The sequence below is a fragment of the Hymenobacter polaris genome, assembly GCF_012927305.1.
Taxonomy (GTDB): Bacteria; Bacteroidota; Bacteroidia; order Cytophagales; family Hymenobacteraceae; genus Hymenobacter; species Hymenobacter polaris.
Genome location: NZ_JABBGH010000001.1, coordinates 1,540,635 through 1,558,486, shown reverse-complemented (window position 1 = coordinate 1,558,486; position 17,852 = coordinate 1,540,635). Strand labels below are relative to the sequence as shown.

Below are 17,852 nucleotides of genomic sequence, written 5' to 3'. Positions count from 1 at the left end.
CCCTCGAGAACGTCATGTTCATCTGGCGTCCGCGCAGCCGAAGCCTCTCTACCGAACGAAGGCCCTAGGGCAATTCTAGCGGCGTGGTAGAGATGCTTCGGCAAGCGGACGCCAGATGAACATGACGTTCTTTGTGACTTGCGCCGGCCGCTTGCCCTCAGCTGCGTAGTCAGCCCGCCGCCGCAGGCAGGCGGGCGTATCCGCGTAATCCGTTAAATCCGTTAAATCTGCGATGACCGCCGTTCGTCCCAAGAAACACCTGGGCCAGCACTTCCTGGCCGACCCTAACATCGCCCGCCGCATTGTGGAGAGCCTGCGCCTGCCCGGTGGCGTGCGCGAGGTGCTCGAAATTGGGCCCGGCATGGGCGTGCTCACGCAGTACTTGCTGGAAAACCCGGCCTACCAAACCAGCGTGGTCGAAATTGACCAGGAGTCGGTAGCCTACCTCACGGCGCACTACCCGGCGCTGGCCCCGCGCATCTACGCCACCGATTTTCTGCGCCAGAACCTGGGCCAGCTCTACGGCGACGCGCCGCTGGCCATCATCGGCAACTTCCCCTACAACATCAGCAGCCAGATTTTCTTCCAGGTGCTGGCCCAGCGGCAGCAGGTGCGCGAGGTGGTGGGCATGCTGCAGAAGGAAGTGGCCGAGCGCCTGGCCGAGCCGCCCGGCTCCAAAACCTACGGCATCCTGAGCGTGCTGCTGCAGGCCTACTACGACATTGAGTACCTGTTTACGGTGCCGCCGCACGTGTTTGTGCCGCCGCCCAAGGTCGAGTCGGCTGTGGTGCGCCTCACGCGCAACGCCACCGAGCAGCTGGCTTGCGACGAGAAGCTGTTCTTCCGCGTCGTGAAGCAGGCCTTCTCGACCCGCCGCAAAACGCTGCGCAACGCCCTCAAGCCCCTAGGCCTCTCGGCCGAGGCCATGGCCGGCGAGCTGTTTGACAAGCGCGCCGAGCAGCTGGGCGTGGCGCAGTTCGTGGAGCTGACCAACTTGGTGGCGCAGGCCTAGCTAATGTCCCAAGGGTTTATAAACAGTTAGAAAAAACGGTCATGCTGAGCTTGCCGAAGCATCTCTACCGCGTCGCGTGAACGGTTCGGATGGATGCGATAGAGATGCTTCGGCAAGCTCAGCATGACCGTTTTTTTGCTGTTTTGTTGGTCTAATGCTTAGAGCCTGCCGACACCGCCATCTTACCCGCCCTCGTCCCTAGGGCCCGCGCCAACCAAAAGGCGCGGCATTACTTTCCTGATTTATATGAAACAGTTTTTCCTGCTTAGCCACTTAAAACCAACTGGCTGGCTGTTGTTTATGCTGTGCCTGGGGCTGCTGGGGCAGCGCGCGGCGGCCCAGCAGATTGCCTCGCCCGATGGGCAATTGAAGCTCGATTTCGTGCTGCAGGCGGGCGGCGTGCCCACCTACAGCTTCACGTACAAGGGGCGGCCGGTTATCAAGCCCAGCCGCCTCGGGCTGGTGCTGAAAGAAGGGCCCGATTTAGCCAGCGGCTTCGCGGTGGCGGGCACCAGCACCCGCAGCTTCGACGAAACCTGGCAGCCGGTGTGGGGAGAAGTCAAGAATATTCGCAACCACTACAACGAGCTGACCGTGCGCCTGACCCAGGCGGCCACCAAGCGCGCGATGGTGCTGCACTTTCGGGTGTTCGACGATGGCCTAGGGTTTCGCTACGAGTTTCCGAAGCAGCCGGCGCTGGAGTATTTCACGGTGAAGGAGGAGGCCACCCAGTTTGCGCTGGCCGGCGACCACAAGGCCTTCTGGCTGCCCGGCGACTACGACACCCAGGAGTACAGCACCGTGACCTCGAAGCTGTCGGAGGTGCGCGGGCTGATGAAGGCGGCCACCACGCCCAACGCCTCGCAAACGCCGTTTTCGCCCACCGGCCTGCAAACGCCGCTCATGCTCAAGAGCGCGGACGGCCTGTATATCAACCTCCACGAGGCGGCGCTGCTTGACTACTCCACGCTGTCGCTGGAGCTGGATGATAAGAACATGGTGCTCAATGCCCACCTCACGCCCGACGCGCTCGGCGACAAGGGGCATTTGCAAACGCCCTGCCTTTCGCCCTGGCGCACGGTTATCGTCAGCGACCGGGCCGGCGCTATTCTGGAGTCGAAGCTGGTGCTCAACCTTAACGAGCCCACCAAGTACCCGGATGTGAGCTGGATAAAGCCCATCAAGTACGTGGGGGTGTGGTGGGAGATGATAACCGGCAAGAGCACCTGGGCCTACACTAACGCCAGCAACATCAAGCTCGATAGCCTCGACTACCGCCAGGTGAAACCCAACGGCATGCACGCCGCCAATACCGCCCACGTGAAGGAGTACATCGACTTCGCGGCCCAGCACCACCTCGACGCGGTGCTGGTGGAAGGCTGGAACACGGGTTGGGAAGACTGGTTTGGCCAGGGCAAGGACTACGTGTTCGACTTCGTGACGCCCTACCCCGACTTCGACGTGCCGGAGCTGCACCGCTACGCGGCCAGCAAGGGCGTCAAAATCATCATGCACCACGAAACCAGCAGCTCGGTGCGCAACTACGAGCGGCATATGGAGCAGGCCTACCAGTTTATGAACGACAACGGCTACGACGCCGTGAAGAGCGGCTACGTGGGCAACATCCTGCCCAGGGGCGAGCACCACTACGGGCAGTGGCTCAACAACCACTACCTCTACGCCATCACGGAGGCGGCCCGGCACCACATTATGGTGAATGCCCACGAGGCCGTGCGCCCCACCGGCCTGGCCCGCACCTACCCCAACCTGATTGGCAACGAAGCGGCCCGCGGCACCGAATACGAAGCCTTCGGCGGCAACAACGCCGACCACACCACTATCCTGCCCTTCACGCGTCTCATCGGCGGGCCCATGGACTACACGCCGGGCATTTTTCAGACCCGCATCAGCGCCTACAACCCCAGCAATAAGTCGTTTGTGCACAGCACCCTGGCCCGCCAGTTGGCCCTGTACGTGACCATGTACTCGCCGCTGCAAATGGCCGCCGACCTGCCCGAAACCTACAACAAGCACCTCGACGCCTTCCAGTTTATTGAGGACGTGGCCGTGGATTGGGACGACACGAAGGTGCTCGAAGCTGAGCCGGGCGACTATATCACCATCGCCCGCAAGGCCAAGGGGAAGAACGATTGGTTTGTGGGCAGCACCTGCGACGAAAACGGCCGCACGTCCACCATCAGCCTAGGGTTCCTGGACTCCGGCAAGACATACCTGGCCACCATCTACGCTGACGGCAAGCACGCGCACTACGAGAAAAACCCCCAGGCCTACGCCATCCGCAAGCTCAGCGTGACCCGCAACACCAGGCTAACGCAGTACTGCGCGCCAGGCGGCGGCTACGCCATTAGCTTAGTGGTTAAATAAGAGTACCTTACCGTTTTCTTGCTTAGCCTGCTACCGTCTGTATGTCTGCTGCCTCCTTGTCGGCTTCGCCCAGCCTAGCCCCCGAAAAAGACTTGGCGTTAAACCAGCCTTCCCGCGTGTCCTTTATGGACGTGCTGCGCATACTGGCCTGCTTTATGGTCATTATGGTGCATTCGGGCGAGTTTTTTTACATTGGGCCGGGCGACGTCATCGTGCGCGACCACACGTATGGCACTGGGGTGTACGGCAGCGCGCTGCGGGCCTGCGTGCCGCTATTCGTGGTAGCCTCGGGCTACCTGCTGCTGCCCATCCGCGAGGCCACGGGTACTTTTTTTCGGCGGCGCTACACCAGGGTGCTGGTGCCGTTTCTGCTATGGTCGGCCGTGTACGTGGTGTACTTTCATAAGTATACCGACGCAATAGGCCTAGGGCAGCAGCTGCTGCTGATTGGGGTAAACTGGACTTCCGGCCACTTGTGGTTTGTGTACATGCTGCTGGGCTTGTACGCGTTTGCGCCGGTTATCTCACCCTGGCTGCGCGCGGCCTCGGCCCAAGAGGAGCGCTGGTTTCTGCTGGCCTGGGGCGTCACGCTGCTGCTGCCCTTCGTGCGCCTGTACTTCCCGAAGGTGTGGGGCGAGGCGTTCTGGAACCACATTGGCGGCGCCTACTACTTCTCGGGCTACCTGGGCTACTTCGTGCTGGGCCACTACCTGCGCGTGCACCTGCGGCTGGGGGCGGCGCGCAGCCGCGGCCTAGGGCTGCTGCTGCTAGGGGTGGGGTATGGCCTCACGTACTGGGGCTTTGCCAGCCGCCTGCCCTGGGCGCGCACCCTGCCCGAGCTGGAGCTTACCTGGGCGTTTCCCACCTTCAACGTGGCGCTGATGACCCTAGGGTGGTACCTGCTGCTAAAGGACCTGCCGCTGCCCAGCCCCCGCGCCCAGCAGTGGCTGGCGCGCCTCTCGCAGCTCAGCTTTGGCGTGTACCTGGCTCACATCCTGGTGCTGGAGCAAGTGCACCGGCTGCTCGCGGGCGTGGTGCCGCCCGGCCTGGCGTTTATTCCGGTGCAGGCCCTGCTCACGTTTTTGCTGGCCTACGGGCTGGTGTACTTGCTCTCGCTGCTGCCGCGCAGCCGCTACCTGGTGGGGTAGGGCGGCACCAGGCCCTAGGGGCAGCCTGGCGCGACACGAACGGGCTGGCTTGCAACGCTTGCGGGCGCTGCCGGCTCTACCAGAAGAACGGTTTTTTGCCCCGCTGCCGCCATGAAAATGACCTTGCTGATAGCCGCGCTGGCGGCCGCGCCCACCTACCGCGGCGCCTGGTTTAGCGGCTGCATTACCTACCGCCTGGAGGCGCACAACGCCGCCGGCGAAACCCTGGAAACTTCCTTTGGCGCCGAAAACCAGCTCTACATCAGCGGCCAGGGCTACAAGATGCTGGCCGCCCACCGCCGCCTACTGGAGGTGTACGACAGCCAGACCGACCAGCGCCAGGCCTTTGGCGCCGATGGCCAGCTGGTAGCGCGGGCCGATACCGTGCGCCCCACCATTCGGCCGGTGGCGGCCACGCAGCAGGTGCTGGGCTACCCCTGCCAGGCGGTGCAGGTGCGGGTGCCTGGCGTGGTAAGCACCGTGTTCTTTGCGCCGGCCTTGCGGGTAAATCCGGCCAGCTTCCGCACCCCCGCCAGCGGGCCGACGGGCGCGCTGCTGCAAGCCACGGGCGGCGCCCTGCCCCTGCGCGTAGTGACGATGGGCACCGCCGCCGGCTTCACCCTCGTTAGCGAAGCAACTAGCGTGCAGCCGCTGGTGCTCAAAGCCGCTGATTTTGCAACTGCTGCAGGGCGGTAGCTTTGCGGCTATGAGGAGTTTAAAAGGGTTAGGCTGGGTGCAACATGCCTTGATACACTGCGCCCTTGTGCTGCTGGCCAGTGGCGCTACCGGATGTTCTGGTCCTGAGCGAACGCGAATAGTAGGACGCTATTTTACCGCGCCTACAGAAGATGGAGATTATAGGCTCTATTTTGACGACCCCAAATTAGGGCCTACTGAGATGGGGGCTCCCTCAATAATAGGAACAGCTAAAGGCTATGTAGCATCCTTTGAAGGTGGTGAAAATGGGTGCTACCTATTTCTAGCAGATGCTGCTACGGCCGAAGCAGCCCGCAACTCTCAGCTAGGCCCCTTTTCTACTACTGTTTGTGAGCAAAAAGTAGCTGAACTGACGGGCGACTCCTTGCGACTTAAGTCATTATACAACAATTTTTAAGTTCGTGTCCCTCTGCCTGATAATTGACGAAATGCACCCCACGCTGCTGCCGATGCTGGCCAACATTGGCGTGGAGGGCGACTACCAGCCCACCCTGAAGCCTGCCGACGTGCCCGCGGCCCTAGGGGCCCGGCCCTACGCCGGCCTGCTGGTGCGCAGCAAGATGCAGATTAGCGCCGCGCTGCTCGCCCACGGCCCGCACCTGCGCTACGTGGCCCGCGCCGGCGCCGGCGTCGATAACATCGACGTGGAGGCCCTAGGGCCGGCCGGCGTGGTGCTGCTCAACGCGCCCGAGGGCAACCGCGACGCGGTGGGCGAGTTTGCGGTGGGGGCGCTGCTGGCGCTGCTGCGCCACACCACCACGGCCGACGCCGAGGTGCGCCGCGGCGAGTGGCGCCGCGAAGCCAACCGGGGCGAGGAAATCGGCACGAAAACCGTGGGCCTGCTGGGCTACGGGCACATGGGGCGGGCGTTTGCGCGGCGCCTCAGCGGCTTTGGCTGCACGGTGCTGGCCCACGACCACGACCCCACCGTATTTGCCGACGGCCACGCCCAACTGGTGCCGCTGGCCGAATTGCAGGCGCGGGCCGACGTGCTCAGCATCCACATCCCCTACACGCCGGCCAACGATAAGTTTGTGAGCGAAGCGTTTCTGGCCGCGTTTCCTAGGCCCCTGTGGCTGCTGAATACGGCTCGCGGCGACGTGCTCGACCTAGCGGCCCTAGTGGCGGCCCTGCAAAGCGGCCGGGTGCGCGGCGCCGCCCTCGACGTGCTCGAAAACGAGAAGCTGGCCACGCTCAGCCCCGCCCAGCGCGCCCGCTTCGACTACCTGGCGCAGGCGCCCAACGTGGTGCTCTCGCCCCACATCGGCGGCTGGACGCACCAGAGCTACGTGCGCATCAACGAGGTGCTGGTGGCCAAGATTGGCAAGCTGTTGGGTAGTGACTAACTACTAGTGGCTGGTGGCTGATATCGTTTGTAATGAGTGAATTAGCTAGCCTGGTGCTTTGCGTATCCCGAGGCCTCAGCCGTAGCAGTGGCGGCGGGTGATGCGGCGCTGCCGCACCTACTCGCTAAAGCAATTAGTCACTCGTCCCTAGTAGTTAGTCACTAAAAAGCCGTATCTTTGCCTGACCGAAAGGGGAGAACGGCTGGCCGCGTGCTAGCCGTTCTCTTTCTTTTTGGCCGGCACCCTACCTGCTGCGCAACCTACGTTTTTTTGATTCTTATGGCAACCATTAATTATTACACCGCCGAAGGCTTGCAAAAGCTGAAAGACGAGCTGCAAGACCTCAAAGTTCGGGGCCGGGCCAAGGCCGCCGAAGACCTGCGCGAAGCCCGCGACAAGGGCGACCTGAGCGAAAACGCCGAGTACGACGCCGCCAAGGACGCCCAAGGCCTGCTGGAGCTGAAAATATCGAAGCTCGAAGAAGTAGTGGGCAACGCCCGCCTGCTCGACGACTCGAACATGGACACCAGCAAGGTGCTCATTCAGAGCAAGGTGAAGCTCAAAAACCTGAAAAATAACGCCGTGCTCGACTACGTGCTGGTAGCTGAAGAGGAAGCCAACCTGGCCGCCGGCAAAATCTCCGTCAAGTCGCCCATCGGCAAAGGCCTGCTGGGCAAGGAAGTAGGCGACGTGGCCGAAATAACCGTGCCCGCTGGCAAGCTGCAGTTCGAAGTGCTGGAAGTAGGCCGCTAGGTTTAGAAGCTGTTAGCTAACAGCTGTTAGCTTATGCCAGATAAGGCCGCTGATGACCTCAGCGGCCTTTCTTTGTTACTTGTAGCATCTTTCACGGCAGCGGCTGACAGCGGAAAAGCTAATAGCTAGCAGCCAATAGCTAACAGCTAAACCCCATGGCTTCCATTTTCTCGCGCATCGTGGCCGGCGAGCTGCCCGCCTACAAGGTGGCCGAAGACGCCGACCACCTGGCCTTCCTCGACATCACGCCCCTAGTGGAAGGCCACACGCTCGTCATTCCCAAGCAGGAAATCGACTACATCTTTGATATGACGCCGCAGGCGCTGGCGGCGCTGCACGTGTTTGCCCAGCGCGTGGCTAAGGGCGTGCGTGCGGCCGTGCCCTGCAAGCGCATCGGGGTAGCCGTAATCGGGCTGGAGGTGCCCCACGCCCACATCCACCTGATTCCGCTAAACCAGGTGAGCGACATGAACTTCGCCAACCCCAAGATAAAGGTGCCCGAGGCGCGCATGCAGGAGCTAGCCACTGCCATTGCGGCCCAGGTGCCGGGCGGCAGCGGCCTGCCTGCGCCGGCCGGCGCGGCCGCAGCCGCTACTACCGCCCCCCTCGCCGCCGACCCCAACGATGCCACCCTGGCCCAGCTGCAGCCCCTGGTGGCGGGCCTCAATTTTGGCGATAAGTCGGAGTCAGATGCGCCGTTGCAAGCCGTAAGCTATGCCGCGCCTGGTGGCCCCCTTAGCGATGCCCAATTGCTGCAAGTGCTAGGCGAACCCGCCCGGGCAAAGGTTGAGCAACAGGAGCTAACCAACTTCTTGAGCCGCTATACTGCCGACCAAGGTGTGCTAGGCAGCGTGCAGCTAGCCAATCGTTTCAAGGCCTTACAGCTATTTTTAAAGCAGGAGCTGGATGGCACGCAGGTATACAAGGTGGGCACCGGTCCCGAAATCCACGCCTACGCCCTAGGCCGCGACGCCGCCGGCCGCCTGGCCGGCTTTAAAACCGTGTTCACCGAAACCTAGGCCCCAGCCCATGGGATTATTTGATTTCTGGAAGAAACAGGCGCCCCTACCTGAGCCGGCGGCTACATTAGAAGAGCTATTGGCGCAAGCTGCCCGCGACCCGGCCATGCGGCCAGAGCTGTATCGCCGGCTGCTGCTAGAGCCGCTGGTAGTCATAACGGGCGATAAGCCTACGTTGAGTGAGCCACGCCGCTTTACGCTGGAGGCGGGCGAAACCATGCACATCGCAGGCTGGGAAGACGGGCGCGTGCCTATTTTCACTACTACCCAGCGCATCTTCGACAAGGGCGTTGTCAAGCACGAAGTGAGCTTCGCGCAGCTAAAAGGCCGGGACCTACTGGAGATGCTGCGGGGTAAAACGCTGCTGCTCAATCCGTATTCCGATTACGGCAAAGAGCTGCTGCCTGCCGAGATAGAGCGTATGCTAGCCGGTACCGTGCTTGATACGGGCCATACCATCACGGTGCAGAAGCAAACCCAGGTGTTGCTAGGCCAGCCCGCCGTGTATCCCACCGAGATGGTGCAGGCCCTGAGCCGCTTGCTGAGCCAGCAGCCCCGCGTGCGCGCCGCCTACCTGGGCTGGATGCATGACCCCGCCGCCCCCGAGCCGCCGCACTACATCATCTGCCTCGACATTGAAGGCGAGCGCCGGGCCGTATCGCAGCAACTAGGCTACGTGGCGCAGCAGTTTTTGCAGCCCCACGAGATTGTTGATATTGTGCAAGCCGGGCAAAGCAGCCTGACCGATTACTTCTTGACCACCAAGCCATTCTACGAGCGGTAGCCTGGTCGATTTTTTTCTAGCGCATACCTACTTGAAACATCTTCTTCTGAGCGCCGCCGCCCTGCTGCTGGCCCGCCTGGCCGCCCCCGCCCAAACCATCGACCAGAATGCCGAGAAGGCCCTGGAGGCAGCCAAGCCCGCCGCCCTGGAAGCCCACGTGCGCTACCTGGCCGACGATAAGCTGCGGGGCCGCCTGCCCGGCACGCTCGGCTACCAGCTGGCCGTAGACTACGTGACCAAGCAGCTGCAAGACAACGGCGTAGCGCCGGCCGGCGAGCGCGGCGCCTACACCCAGCGCGTGCGCCTGCGCCGGGCCTTCGTTGAGCCCGGCGCCACGCTGCGCCTGCAGCCAGCCGCCGGCGCGGCCGAGGCCCTAGGCCTGGGCCAGGACGCCAGCTTTTACCCCAACCCCGGCCAGGCCGAGGTGCGCCTGGAAAACGCGCCGCTGGTGTTCGTGGGCTACGGCATTTCGGCGCCCGAACTGAAGTACGACGACTACGCCGGGCAAAACGTGAAGGGCAAAGTGGTGGTAGTGACGCGCCAGCCCGCCCGGCAGTTTGGCGACAACGAGCGCCTGTACTTTGCCGACGTGCGCACGGTGCTCGAAACCGCCGCCCGCCACGGCGCCGCCGGCGTGCTGCTGGCTGCGCCCCGCGCCGACGCCCACCTGCCTGACCTGAGCAAGGGCCTCGTGAGCGCCCTAGGGCCCGACGGCAAGGTAGCGGTGTCGCGCAGCTACGCGCCGGGGTCGGCGCAGCTGGTGGGCAGCATTAGCGCGGCTACGCTGCAGCGCCTGTTTGCCGGCGCCAGCCAAGATACCGCGCAGGCCCTGAGTGCGTTGCGTGGTGGCCGGCCGGCCTCGCAGGCGCTGGCGGCTCGCCTCAGCGCGCAGTACCGCTCGCGCTACCAGGAGGTGGATAGCTACAACGTGGTAGGCAAAATAGAGGGCTCGGACCCGCTGCTGCGCGATACCTACGTGGTGCACAGCGCCCACCTCGACCACCTGGGGGTGGGGGCGCCGGTAGAGGGCGACTCCATCTTCAATGGAGCGCACGACAACGCCACGGGCGTGGCCAGCGTGCTCGAAATCAGCCGCATGTATAGCAAGCTCCGGCCCAAGCCGCGGCGCTCGGTGCTGTTTGTGCTGGTGACGGGCGAGGAGATGGGGCTGATTGGCTCGGCCTACTTCGCGCGCTTCCCCACGGTGCCGGCCGTGGCGCTGGTGGCCGACGTGAACACCGACATGCCCACCATCATCGCGCCCTTGCTGAGCGTGGTGCCCCTAGGGGCCGACCATTCCTCGCTGCTAGGCCAGGTACAAACCGCCGCCCGCTACCTCAAGCTGGCCATCGAGCCCGACCCCGAGCCCACCCAGAACCGCTTCATCCGCTCCGACCAGTACAGCTTCGTGGTGCGCGGGGTGCCGGCCCTGCACCTCAAGTACGGCAACCGCACCGCCGACGGGCAGAACAACCTGGCTGAAACCGTGCAGAAGTGGCGCGCCCGCACCTACCACAAACCCCAGGACAACTACGTGGGCGGCACTTTCGACTGGGCGGCCGGCGTGAAATACGCGCAGCTTAACTTCCTCATTGGCTACCTGATAGCCCAAAACCCGGTGCTGCCCACCTGGAACAAGGGCGACTTTTTTGGCGCGCGGTTTGGGAAGTAAGCACTGAAGTAAGCGCTACAGTACCCATTCTGGTGCAACGGGCGCTGGCGAGCGGGGTCTGTGAAGCTAGCCGGGGCCTAGGGCGCTGGCAGCTCACTTTTTACGCCTTCTTTATGGTGCGCCTATTACTTTGCTGCCTGGCGCTGCTGGCAGCCGGCCCGGCTTTTGCCCTCAAGCCTAGCCCCACCTGGTGGGCCAAGCCCGACACGCTGGGCCTGAAATACCAGCAGCTAGAGCTGACCACGCCCGACCACGTGCAGCTGGTGGCCTGGCTGATTGAGCCCGCCGCCGCGGCCCCCGCGCGGCACACCACCATGGTAGTGGCCGGGGGCGACGCCTACAACATGTCGGGTAGCCTCTACACGGCGTGGGCGCTGGCCCAGGCCGGCTACCGCTCGCTGCTGTTCGACTACCGTGGCTTTGGCCACAGCCAGGCGTTTGCCATCGACCAGCAGCGGCTTTATTACCCCGAGTTTGCCACTGACCTGCGCACGGCGCTGGCCGCGGCGCGGCGCCTGGCGCCCCACGACCAAGTAGGCTTGCTGGGGATGTCGATGGGCGGTATTATGGCCTCGGAAGTGGCGGCCAGCGACCAACCCGCTTTCCTAATAACCGACGGCTACCCCGGCAACCTGCCCGGCATTGTGGCCTACCAACAAGCTGCCAACCACAAAACCGTGACGCTGCCCGCCGCAGCCGCCGCTTATCCGCGCGTAGCTGCCCAGGTGGCGTGTCCCTGGCTGCTAATTGCGGGCACGCAAGATAAAAAAGTGCCCCTGGCCGATTCGGCCGCCGTGGTGCGGGCCGCCCGCCGCGGCCAGCGCCGCCAGCTGCTGGCCGTAGACTGCGACCACCTGGGCGCGCAGGAAAAACTAACGGAAAAAGACTTCGCCGAAGGTTACGTGCGCGCCATCGGTCGCTTTCTGGCGGGCGGCCGGGCCTAGGGCGTAACGTATTGATTAGCTATGCCCTTCGTGCTGCTGCCGGTGCTCGCCGCTATGCGCCAGGTATACACTTTGCCGCGCACCCCGGCCCGCTTTCAGGCCTACTTGCGCCTGCTACACGGCGCTACCAGGACCGACCTGCTGGTGCCGGTGCAGCACTTCAACCCCCTGGCCAAAGAAGCCCTAGTGGCCCGGCTCGACGAGCTGCTGGCCCTGGCGGCCGAGCCAGTAGTGGCCGAGGCGCTGGGGCCGCTCAACGCGGGCGCCCCGGCCGGTGAGCCGCTCGTGCAAGTAGCCCTAAACCTGGCCGACGACGCCCACGGCGGCTGGACTAACCGCTACACCACCGACTTTGCCAACAAGTTTGCCCTAGGCGCCCCCCTGGAGCGCGGTTTTTGCACGCCCCTTATGTGGAGTAGCGAGGCGTTTTCGCCGGCCCTTATTGAGCACCGCACGCAGGCCCAGGCTTGGCGCTGCCGCTACCGGCTGGCCCACCCGGCCCCGCGCACGCTGGCCGAGCATGTAGCCCAGGAAGTTTACGTGGCCCGCCAGCTAGCGCCTCCCGCCGCCGCCGCCGAGCCTGCCACCCTAGGGGCCTACGAGCGCCACCAAGCCGCCACCGACCAAGCCACGCTGCTAGCCTTTTTCTACGGCGACGAAGCGGCCCGGCAACTGGGCTTGCGGCCGCTGGGGGGCCTAGGGCCAGGCGCAGGCTTCCGGCTGGCGCAGGCGCTCTGAGCAGCAGCCTAACCAGCAGCTACCTTGAAAAATAATGTTGTTAAATATATCCAGAGCCCGGAAAAAAGTAGGTGCACAGCGGTCTCAAAACGCTTGCCGCGCCACAGCTCGGCTGAGTAGCCGAAAAACTGCAACACGAGCCGCGCCAGCCAAAACACTCCTAGGCCCAGTGCCACGCGGTGGCCTAGGGCGGTGCCAGCTAGCTCGGCGGCCGAGGTCAGGCACAGTAGCCCCATTAGGAATACGGTAAAGGCCACAAAGAACGTGTGCACGTACATGAGCTGCCGGCTCAGTAGACTGAGGGGAGCCAACTCGCGCCGCCAGTTGAAGTAGCGTGGAAACGCCGCGTGCAGCAGCGCCAGCGCCACCAATAGTCCGCCGGCGGCCTCAAGCTGATTCTGCATAGCGCCGCAAGATAAAGGCGGAAATAAACGGCGTAATTTTCAACTCTTGCTCCAAGCGCAGCCCCGCCGCTTGGAAGCTGCGCAGCCAGCTGGCGCGCGTGTGAAAATGCAGAAAGCCAATGGTGTAAGCCAGAAAATTGACTGCGTCGCGCAAGTGCTCTACTACTATAACGGGTGCCCCTGGCAGCACCACCCGGCCTAGCTCGCGTAGGAAAGCGCCGCGTTCAGTTTCGTCGCGGATTTCGTGGGCCGACAGAAAAGCTACCGCGGCCCCGGCCAAGCCAGTAGCCAGCGGTAGGGCCGTGGTGCCCACGGCCAGCGTGCCCGGCCAGGGACGCGTGGCCGCCCGCGCCCGCCGAATAGATACCTCCGTGTGGCGGGTGGGGTCGTAAAAATCAAGCGCCAGCACCTGGGCTGCCGGGTACTGGTAGTGCAATAGCTCGCTTATCTCGTCGAAGCCAGCCTGCACGGTCAGCAGCGTGGCGGGCCCCTGAGGTAGTAGCCCCGCCGGCAGCCAGCTTAGGCGGTATAGGGTCGACTTGTCGTAGACGTAGGCCGTGGCGGCCAGCGACCCGAGCACCGGCACCGCCCCTAGGGCCAGGGCGCCGTGGTAGGCCGGACGCCAGCGCCGGGGCACCCAGCGGGCTGCCGCCAGGGCCGCCGCCCCCGCCCCCAGGGCTAAAGCATAGAAGTGCCAGTTGAAGCGCACAACGTTGCGCAAGCCCTGCCAGGGGGCTCTTAGGGGTGCGGTTGCCATTGCTCGGTGCGGCCTTTTTGCCAGTGATATGGAATATTCTCTACCACGAAAGCGCTGGCCAGCTGCACTTGGCTGAAAGGCAATTGCTTGAGAAAGCCCACGTGGGCAGTAGTCACCTCCACTGGCTGCGGCTGCCAGTGCTCGCGCATGCCCTCAATGAGCAGCACCCGGCGCGTAGGCGCGTCGTAGCTGAATGTGAAGGGCAGCGGCCCGGCAAAGCGCCGCGCCTGCTGCCAGCTGCTGAAGGGCGAGCCGGCCGGCAGCCGGGCCAGACCGGCTGGCCGGTGCACTTCGGCCTGGAAAGCAGCTCGGTGCGAGCGAATGCTGATTTCAGCGCCGTGCTGCTGGTGCGCAATGTCCACCGTATGGTAGCAGTAGTGGGTAAACAGGTTGCCAGCCAGCTCCATCAGCTTTTGGTCGGTTTCGGAGCGCAGGATGTACAGCCCCCGCAGGCGGCGGCCGGCGGCCGTGGTGTAGCGGACAAACAGCCGGTAGCCAATAAGATAGAAGTCGCGCCCCAGCCAGGTGGGCCAGCCTTGCGGGCGTAGGTGGCGCGTTTGCACCAGCGCCACGGCTACGAAGCCCCATTGCTGCTGCCAGGCATCGGCGGCAAGGCAGGGCGGCAGCAGCGGCGCCAGCTCGGCCACCGGCACGGCGTAGGTGAGCACCAGCGACTGGTCGAAAAAGGCCTCCACGGCAAACGGGTGCGACTTTAGGAACGATAGCATAGGCGTTAGCGCAGCACTGCGGATTTGGTCCGGAACTCCTGCCAGTAGATGAGCGCCATAAATAGCCCGGCAAACACCGCGTTGAGGTGGCCCCACAGCAGTAAGTCGGGCGCTAGGATGGCTTCGAGCACGTTCATGCTGCCAATGAGTACCAACTGCACCACGGCGCACCAGCGGCTATGGCGCCCGCTCAGCACCCAGGCCCCCAGGGCAATTTCGCCTAGCCCAATGGCAATAGTAAGCGGCCGGGCATGGGCTAGCCCCAAGATGCGCGCCACTATGAGTGTATGCCGCGGTACTAGGTTCAGCACCTTGGCCAGCAAGCCATTCGCTACCCAAACCAGCGCAATGCAGCAGTGAAGAAAACGACTCATGAACGCTGGCAACTAGCAGATACTTAGTAATGCAATGCTCTGCGCCCCTATCTCTAGCGCGCCCGGCCGCTGTCTACCCGGCTTTGCAGCTGGGCTTGGGTAGCGGGGGGCAGGGCGCTTAAAATATCGAGGCCGGTGGCGGCTTCAATCTTGTCTACGGAGGTGAGGTACTGCTCCCAGCTGGGGTTGCTGCCGTCGTTGTTGGGCGTGTCGATGGCCACCACGCGGGCCTGGCCGGCAGCAATGCGCGCCAGGTCGTTGCTGCCTTCGGGCAGGAAAACGACCACCTTCCACATGCGGGCGGGTACCGACACGCGGCCCTGGTCGATGGTGCTGGCGGGGCCATTCTTGCCGGTGCCGCCGCGGCCGTAGCTGCCCATCACCACGTAGGCTTCCTGGCCGCGCTCGACCTGAGCACGGGTGTATTCCTCGAGGTGGGCCCAGGTTTGCTGGTTGTTTTTGGGGGCCTGGGGCACCATGTTGCTCATCAGGAAGGTGGCCGAGTTATCGTCTAGCGAGGCCGTGCGGTCGCCGCTGGGGCAGTTGTGGCCCTTGTCGAAGCCCGAGCCGGCGTAGCTCTGGGGCGTCACCTGGTAAAACTGGCGCGGCAGGCCAGGGTCGGCGCGGAAGTCATCCTGCCGGGGGGCAGCTTTGGTGAGGTCGGCGCGGCCTACGTGCCAGCTGGTCCACACCGGAATGCCGCGCTGGGCGTTGTAGCCGGTGGCGTACTGCGGGTGGATGTAGAGATAATTGGTCGTGTTGGCGGGGTCGGAAGTAGCCCCGCTGGGGTTGCCCAGCAGCAGGTTGTCATCGTCAGCAGCTGTGCGCACGGCGCCACTGGCCGGGCCGGTTGGGCGCGGCGTGGAGGTAGGCGCACCGGCGTTGCCCCGGTTTTTAAAGTAGTCGTCGCCCGCCCCTTGCGCCGGCGCGGAGGGGCTAGGGGCGGCACTGCCCGGCACGGCCACCACGGGGCCGCTCCCGGTTTCGAGGCTGATATCGTCGAGGTTGAGGCGGCCCTTGCCGACGTCGGTTTTGCGCAGCTCCAGGCGGAGGGGCTCGGTGGCCAGGCCCTCGAACAAGGCCGGGCGCAGGGTGGCCTCGCTCGCGGTTTGGGGCAGGCCCTGGCGGCGCCAGGTGCGGCCGTGGTCGCGGCTCACCCACAGCTCCCAGGTGCTGGGCGCGTCCTGGCCGTAGGCGGCGGCCAGCACCCGAATGCGCCGCACGCCCGCCGGGGCATCGAACTGCATGGTGAGGCGGCCCCCGGCCCGCAGGCGCGCCGCGCGCGCGCCGTCCTTGTGGTCTTGCTCGGTGCTGCCCACCAGGGCGTCGGTAAACAGCCACGGGCCAGTAGCCAGGTCTACGGTGCCGGGCTCGTAGGCGCCCTTCGAACCGCTTTCGAAGGTTTCGGGGAAAGCGGCGGCTTGGGTAGGCTGAGTGGGGGCGCCCGCCGCGGTGCCCGCGGTGCTGGTAGTTTGGGGCGACGAGCAGGCGAGCAGGGCAAAAGTGGCCAGCAGGAGAAGCGAGTAGCGCATGGGTGGCTAGGGGCAGTAGAATGCGCCCGCAAGGTAGCGCCCGCCCCGGCCCCCTAGGCCCCGCAGCCCGCCCTAGCCCGCTACCGCGCCGCCTAGCTCGGCCGGCGCCGGCTGGCTGGGCAGCGGGGCGCGGGGCCGGATAATAAGGCTGGAGCCCCGCTGCTGGGTGAAAATCCGGTACGCCCAGTTGGTGGCCACCAGCAGCTTGTTGCGGAAGCCCGACAAGTAGAACAGGTGCACTGTGAGCCAGGTGAACCAAGCCAGCCGGCCCCCTAGGTGCACGTTGTCGGGCAGGTCGGCCACGGCGCGGCCCCGGCCCACGATGGCCAGCGTACCCTTGTCGAGGTACTGGAAAGGCTGCCAGGGCTCGCCCCGCTGCTGGCGCACCAGGTTGGCGGCCAGCGCCGTGCCCTGCTGCATGGCGGGCGGCGCCACCTGCGGATGGCCCTTGGGGTATTCCGGGCTCTTCATCAGGGCCACGTCGCCGATGGCAAACACGTTCTGGTAGCCCAGCACCATGTTAAACCCATTGACCAGGTAGCGGCTGTGCTCGATTTTCTCGGGCGGCAGCCCCCCAATGGTGGCGCCCTGCACCCCGGCCGCCCACACCAGCGTGCCGGCCTTAATGGTTTCGCCGTTCTTGAATGTCACCGTCTGTCCGTCGTAGGAGTCTACCAGTTGCTTGAGCTTGATGCTCACCCCTAGCTCCTGCAAGTACTGGTGCGCGTGCCGGCCGGCGTAGTCCGACATGGGCGGTAGCACCCGGTCGAGGCCATCGACGAGGTAAATGCGCATCTGCTCGAAGTCGAGGTCGGGGTACTCCTGAGGCAGGGTGTGGCGCCGCATCTGGGCCAGCGAGGCCGCCAGTTCTACCCCCGTAGGCCCGGCCCCGGCCAGCACGAAGGTGAGCAGGCGCTGCCGCTCGGCGGGGTCCTGGGCCAGGCTGGCTTGCTCCAGGGTTTGCAGCAGGTGGTTGCGCAGCCCCACCGCCTCGCCAATGTCCTTCAGGCCTAGGGATTTCTGCTCAATCTCTTGGTTGCCAAAGAAGTTGGTAGCCGTGCCCGTAGCCAGCACCAGGTAGTCGTAGTGCAGGTCGCCCACGGGCGTGTGCACCACCTGGGCGGCGGGGTCGAGGCCGCTCACGTTCACGCACCGAAAGTGGAAGTCGGCGTGGTCTTCGAACAGCTGCCGCAGCGGCTCGCCAATCGACTCGGCCTCCAGCTCGGCCGTAGCCACCTGGTAGAGCAGCGGCCAGAACCCGAAGTAGTTGGTTTTGCTCAGCAGCACTACTTGGAATAGGTCGCCGGGCAGGTTCTTGAGCAGGTTGACGCCCGCAAAGCCGCCGCCTACCACCACCACGCGGGGCTTGGTGGTGGGCGGAATGATGAGCGTGAGTTGGTCGGCAGGCAGCATACGGCAGGAAGAGATGGGTAGGATTGCCTATACGAGTTCTGAGAAAGAAGTATGCAGTACTTAACCCAGGTGCCGCGCGCCGGCTCACTACCTACTAGCCAATTCGCAGCTGGTATAGGGGCGGGG

At 64.4% G+C, this 17,852-nt stretch carries 17 protein-coding genes; 11 read left to right on the top strand and 6 right to left on the bottom strand.

The features are described 5' to 3' along the window. Positions 1-232 precede the first annotated feature (232 nt). The 11 genes from rsmA (at position 233) to HHL22_RS06560 (ending at position 12,518) form a co-directional block, all read left to right on the top strand. Complete coding sequence (gene rsmA, locus HHL22_RS06610; protein WP_169530142.1) at positions 233-1,012, top strand: 16S rRNA (adenine(1518)-N(6)/adenine(1519)-N(6))-dimethyltransferase RsmA; 780 nt, start codon at positions 233-235, stop codon at positions 1,010-1,012. 300 nt (positions 1,013-1,312) lie between these two features. Beyond that, complete coding sequence (locus HHL22_RS06605) at positions 1,313-3,397, top strand: glycoside hydrolase family 97 protein (protein ID WP_169530994.1); 2,085 nt, start codon at positions 1,313-1,315, stop codon at positions 3,395-3,397. A gap of 41 nt (positions 3,398-3,438) precedes the next feature. Beyond that, positions 3,439-4,545 (top strand): acyltransferase, encoded by a 1,107-nt coding sequence (locus HHL22_RS06600; protein WP_169530141.1) that lies wholly within the window; start codon positions 3,439-3,441, stop codon positions 4,543-4,545. A gap of 111 nt (positions 4,546-4,656) precedes the next feature. Next, positions 4,657-5,241: a hypothetical protein gene (locus HHL22_RS06595; protein WP_169530140.1), complete on the top strand. Its 585-nt coding sequence runs from the start codon at positions 4,657-4,659 to the stop codon at positions 5,239-5,241. Between the two features lie 422 nt (positions 5,242-5,663). Beyond that, positions 5,664-6,608 (top strand): NAD(P)-dependent oxidoreductase, encoded by a 945-nt coding sequence (locus HHL22_RS06590; protein WP_317172631.1) that lies wholly within the window; start codon positions 5,664-5,666, stop codon positions 6,606-6,608. 279 nt (positions 6,609-6,887) lie between these two features. Next, positions 6,888-7,361, top strand: coding sequence for a transcription elongation factor GreA (gene greA / locus HHL22_RS06585; protein WP_169530139.1), 474 nt, complete (start codon positions 6,888-6,890; stop codon positions 7,359-7,361). 155 nt (positions 7,362-7,516) lie between these two features. Further along, entirely contained in the window at positions 7,517-8,380 is an 864-nt protein-coding gene (locus HHL22_RS24345) for a nuclease A inhibitor family protein (protein WP_169530138.1), read from the top strand. 10 nt (positions 8,381-8,390) lie between these two features. Continuing rightward, positions 8,391-9,164, top strand: a complete 774-nt coding sequence (locus tag HHL22_RS06575; RefSeq protein ID WP_169530137.1) for an enhanced serine sensitivity protein SseB C-terminal domain-containing protein — start codon at positions 8,391-8,393, stop codon at positions 9,162-9,164. A 31-nt stretch (positions 9,165-9,195) separates the two neighbouring features. Beyond that, positions 9,196-10,836, top strand: coding sequence for a M28 family peptidase (locus tag HHL22_RS06570; RefSeq protein ID WP_169530136.1), 1,641 nt, complete (start codon positions 9,196-9,198; stop codon positions 10,834-10,836). Positions 10,837-10,949: 113 nt separating this feature from the next. After that, the gene (locus HHL22_RS06565; RefSeq protein ID WP_169530135.1) at positions 10,950-11,780 is read left to right on the top strand and encodes an alpha/beta hydrolase; all 831 of its coding nucleotides are present in this window, start codon (positions 10,950-10,952) and stop codon (positions 11,778-11,780) included. Positions 11,781-11,801: 21 nt separating this feature from the next. Continuing rightward, the gene (locus HHL22_RS06560; RefSeq protein ID WP_169530134.1) at positions 11,802-12,518 is read left to right on the top strand and encodes a hypothetical protein; all 717 of its coding nucleotides are present in this window, start codon (positions 11,802-11,804) and stop codon (positions 12,516-12,518) included. Between the two features lie 8 nt (positions 12,519-12,526). Here the strand turns inward: HHL22_RS06560 and HHL22_RS06555 are convergent, their stop codons facing one another. The 6 genes from HHL22_RS06555 to HHL22_RS06530 all read right to left on the bottom strand — a co-directional run bounded on the left by HHL22_RS06555 (position 12,527) and on the right by HHL22_RS06530 (position 17,726). Beyond that, positions 12,527-12,922 carry a hypothetical protein gene (locus HHL22_RS06555; protein ID WP_169530133.1) on the bottom strand — a complete coding sequence of 132 codons (396 nt, stop codon included), beginning with the start codon at positions 12,920-12,922 and terminating at the stop codon, positions 12,527-12,529. Continuing rightward, positions 12,906-13,631 (bottom strand): class I SAM-dependent methyltransferase, encoded by a 726-nt coding sequence (locus tag HHL22_RS06550; RefSeq protein WP_169530132.1) that lies wholly within the window; start codon positions 13,629-13,631, stop codon positions 12,906-12,908. Before HHL22_RS06550 ends, HHL22_RS06555 begins: the two co-directional genes overlap by 17 nt. A gap of 29 nt (positions 13,632-13,660) precedes the next feature. Further along, on the bottom strand, positions 13,661-14,407 hold the full coding sequence (locus HHL22_RS06545; RefSeq protein WP_169530131.1) for a DUF2071 domain-containing protein: 747 nt from the start codon (positions 14,405-14,407) through the stop codon (positions 13,661-13,663). A 5-nt stretch (positions 14,408-14,412) separates the two neighbouring features. Then, entirely contained in the window at positions 14,413-14,781 is a 369-nt protein-coding gene (locus tag HHL22_RS06540) for a DoxX-like family protein (protein ID WP_169530130.1), read from the bottom strand. A 53-nt stretch (positions 14,782-14,834) separates the two neighbouring features. Beyond that, on the bottom strand, positions 14,835-16,313 hold the full coding sequence (locus HHL22_RS06535; RefSeq protein ID WP_169530129.1) for a DNA/RNA non-specific endonuclease: 1,479 nt from the start codon (positions 16,311-16,313) through the stop codon (positions 14,835-14,837). Positions 16,314-16,385: 72 nt separating this feature from the next. After that, a complete protein-coding gene (locus HHL22_RS06530) occupies positions 16,386-17,726 on the bottom strand; it encodes an NAD(P)/FAD-dependent oxidoreductase (RefSeq protein ID WP_169530128.1) in 1,341 nt (446 codons plus the stop codon). Positions 17,727-17,852 lie beyond the last annotated feature (126 nt).

Excerpts from the sequence above, each read along its gene's own strand:
- rsmA (WP_169530142.1), top strand. The coding sequence starts at position 233 with ATGACCGCCGTTCGTCCCAAGAAACACCTGGGCCAGCACTTCCTGGCC.
- HHL22_RS06605 (WP_169530994.1), top strand. The coding sequence starts at position 1,313 with ATGCTGTGCCTGGGGCTGCTGGGGCAGCGCGCGGCGGCCCAGCAGATT.
- HHL22_RS06600 (WP_169530141.1), top strand. The coding sequence starts at position 3,439 with ATGTCTGCTGCCTCCTTGTCGGCTTCGCCCAGCCTAGCCCCCGAAAAA.
- HHL22_RS06595 (WP_169530140.1), top strand. The coding sequence starts at position 4,657 with ATGAAAATGACCTTGCTGATAGCCGCGCTGGCGGCCGCGCCCACCTAC.
- greA (WP_169530139.1), top strand. The coding sequence starts at position 6,888 with ATGGCAACCATTAATTATTACACCGCCGAAGGCTTGCAAAAGCTGAAA.
- HHL22_RS24345 (WP_169530138.1), top strand. The coding sequence starts at position 7,517 with ATGGCTTCCATTTTCTCGCGCATCGTGGCCGGCGAGCTGCCCGCCTAC.
- HHL22_RS06575 (WP_169530137.1), top strand. The coding sequence starts at position 8,391 with ATGGGATTATTTGATTTCTGGAAGAAACAGGCGCCCCTACCTGAGCCG.
- HHL22_RS06565 (WP_169530135.1), top strand. The coding sequence starts at position 10,950 with ATGGTGCGCCTATTACTTTGCTGCCTGGCGCTGCTGGCAGCCGGCCCG.
- HHL22_RS06560 (WP_169530134.1), top strand. The coding sequence starts at position 11,802 with ATGCCCTTCGTGCTGCTGCCGGTGCTCGCCGCTATGCGCCAGGTATAC.
- HHL22_RS06555 (WP_169530133.1), bottom strand. The coding sequence starts at position 12,922 with ATGCAGAATCAGCTTGAGGCCGCCGGCGGACTATTGGTGGCGCTGGCG.
- HHL22_RS06545 (WP_169530131.1), bottom strand. The coding sequence starts at position 14,407 with ATGCTATCGTTCCTAAAGTCGCACCCGTTTGCCGTGGAGGCCTTTTTC.
- HHL22_RS06540 (WP_169530130.1), bottom strand. The coding sequence starts at position 14,781 with ATGAGTCGTTTTCTTCACTGCTGCATTGCGCTGGTTTGGGTAGCGAAT.
- HHL22_RS06535 (WP_169530129.1), bottom strand. The coding sequence starts at position 16,313 with ATGCGCTACTCGCTTCTCCTGCTGGCCACTTTTGCCCTGCTCGCCTGC.
- HHL22_RS06530 (WP_169530128.1), bottom strand. The coding sequence starts at position 17,726 with ATGCTGCCTGCCGACCAACTCACGCTCATCATTCCGCCCACCACCAAG.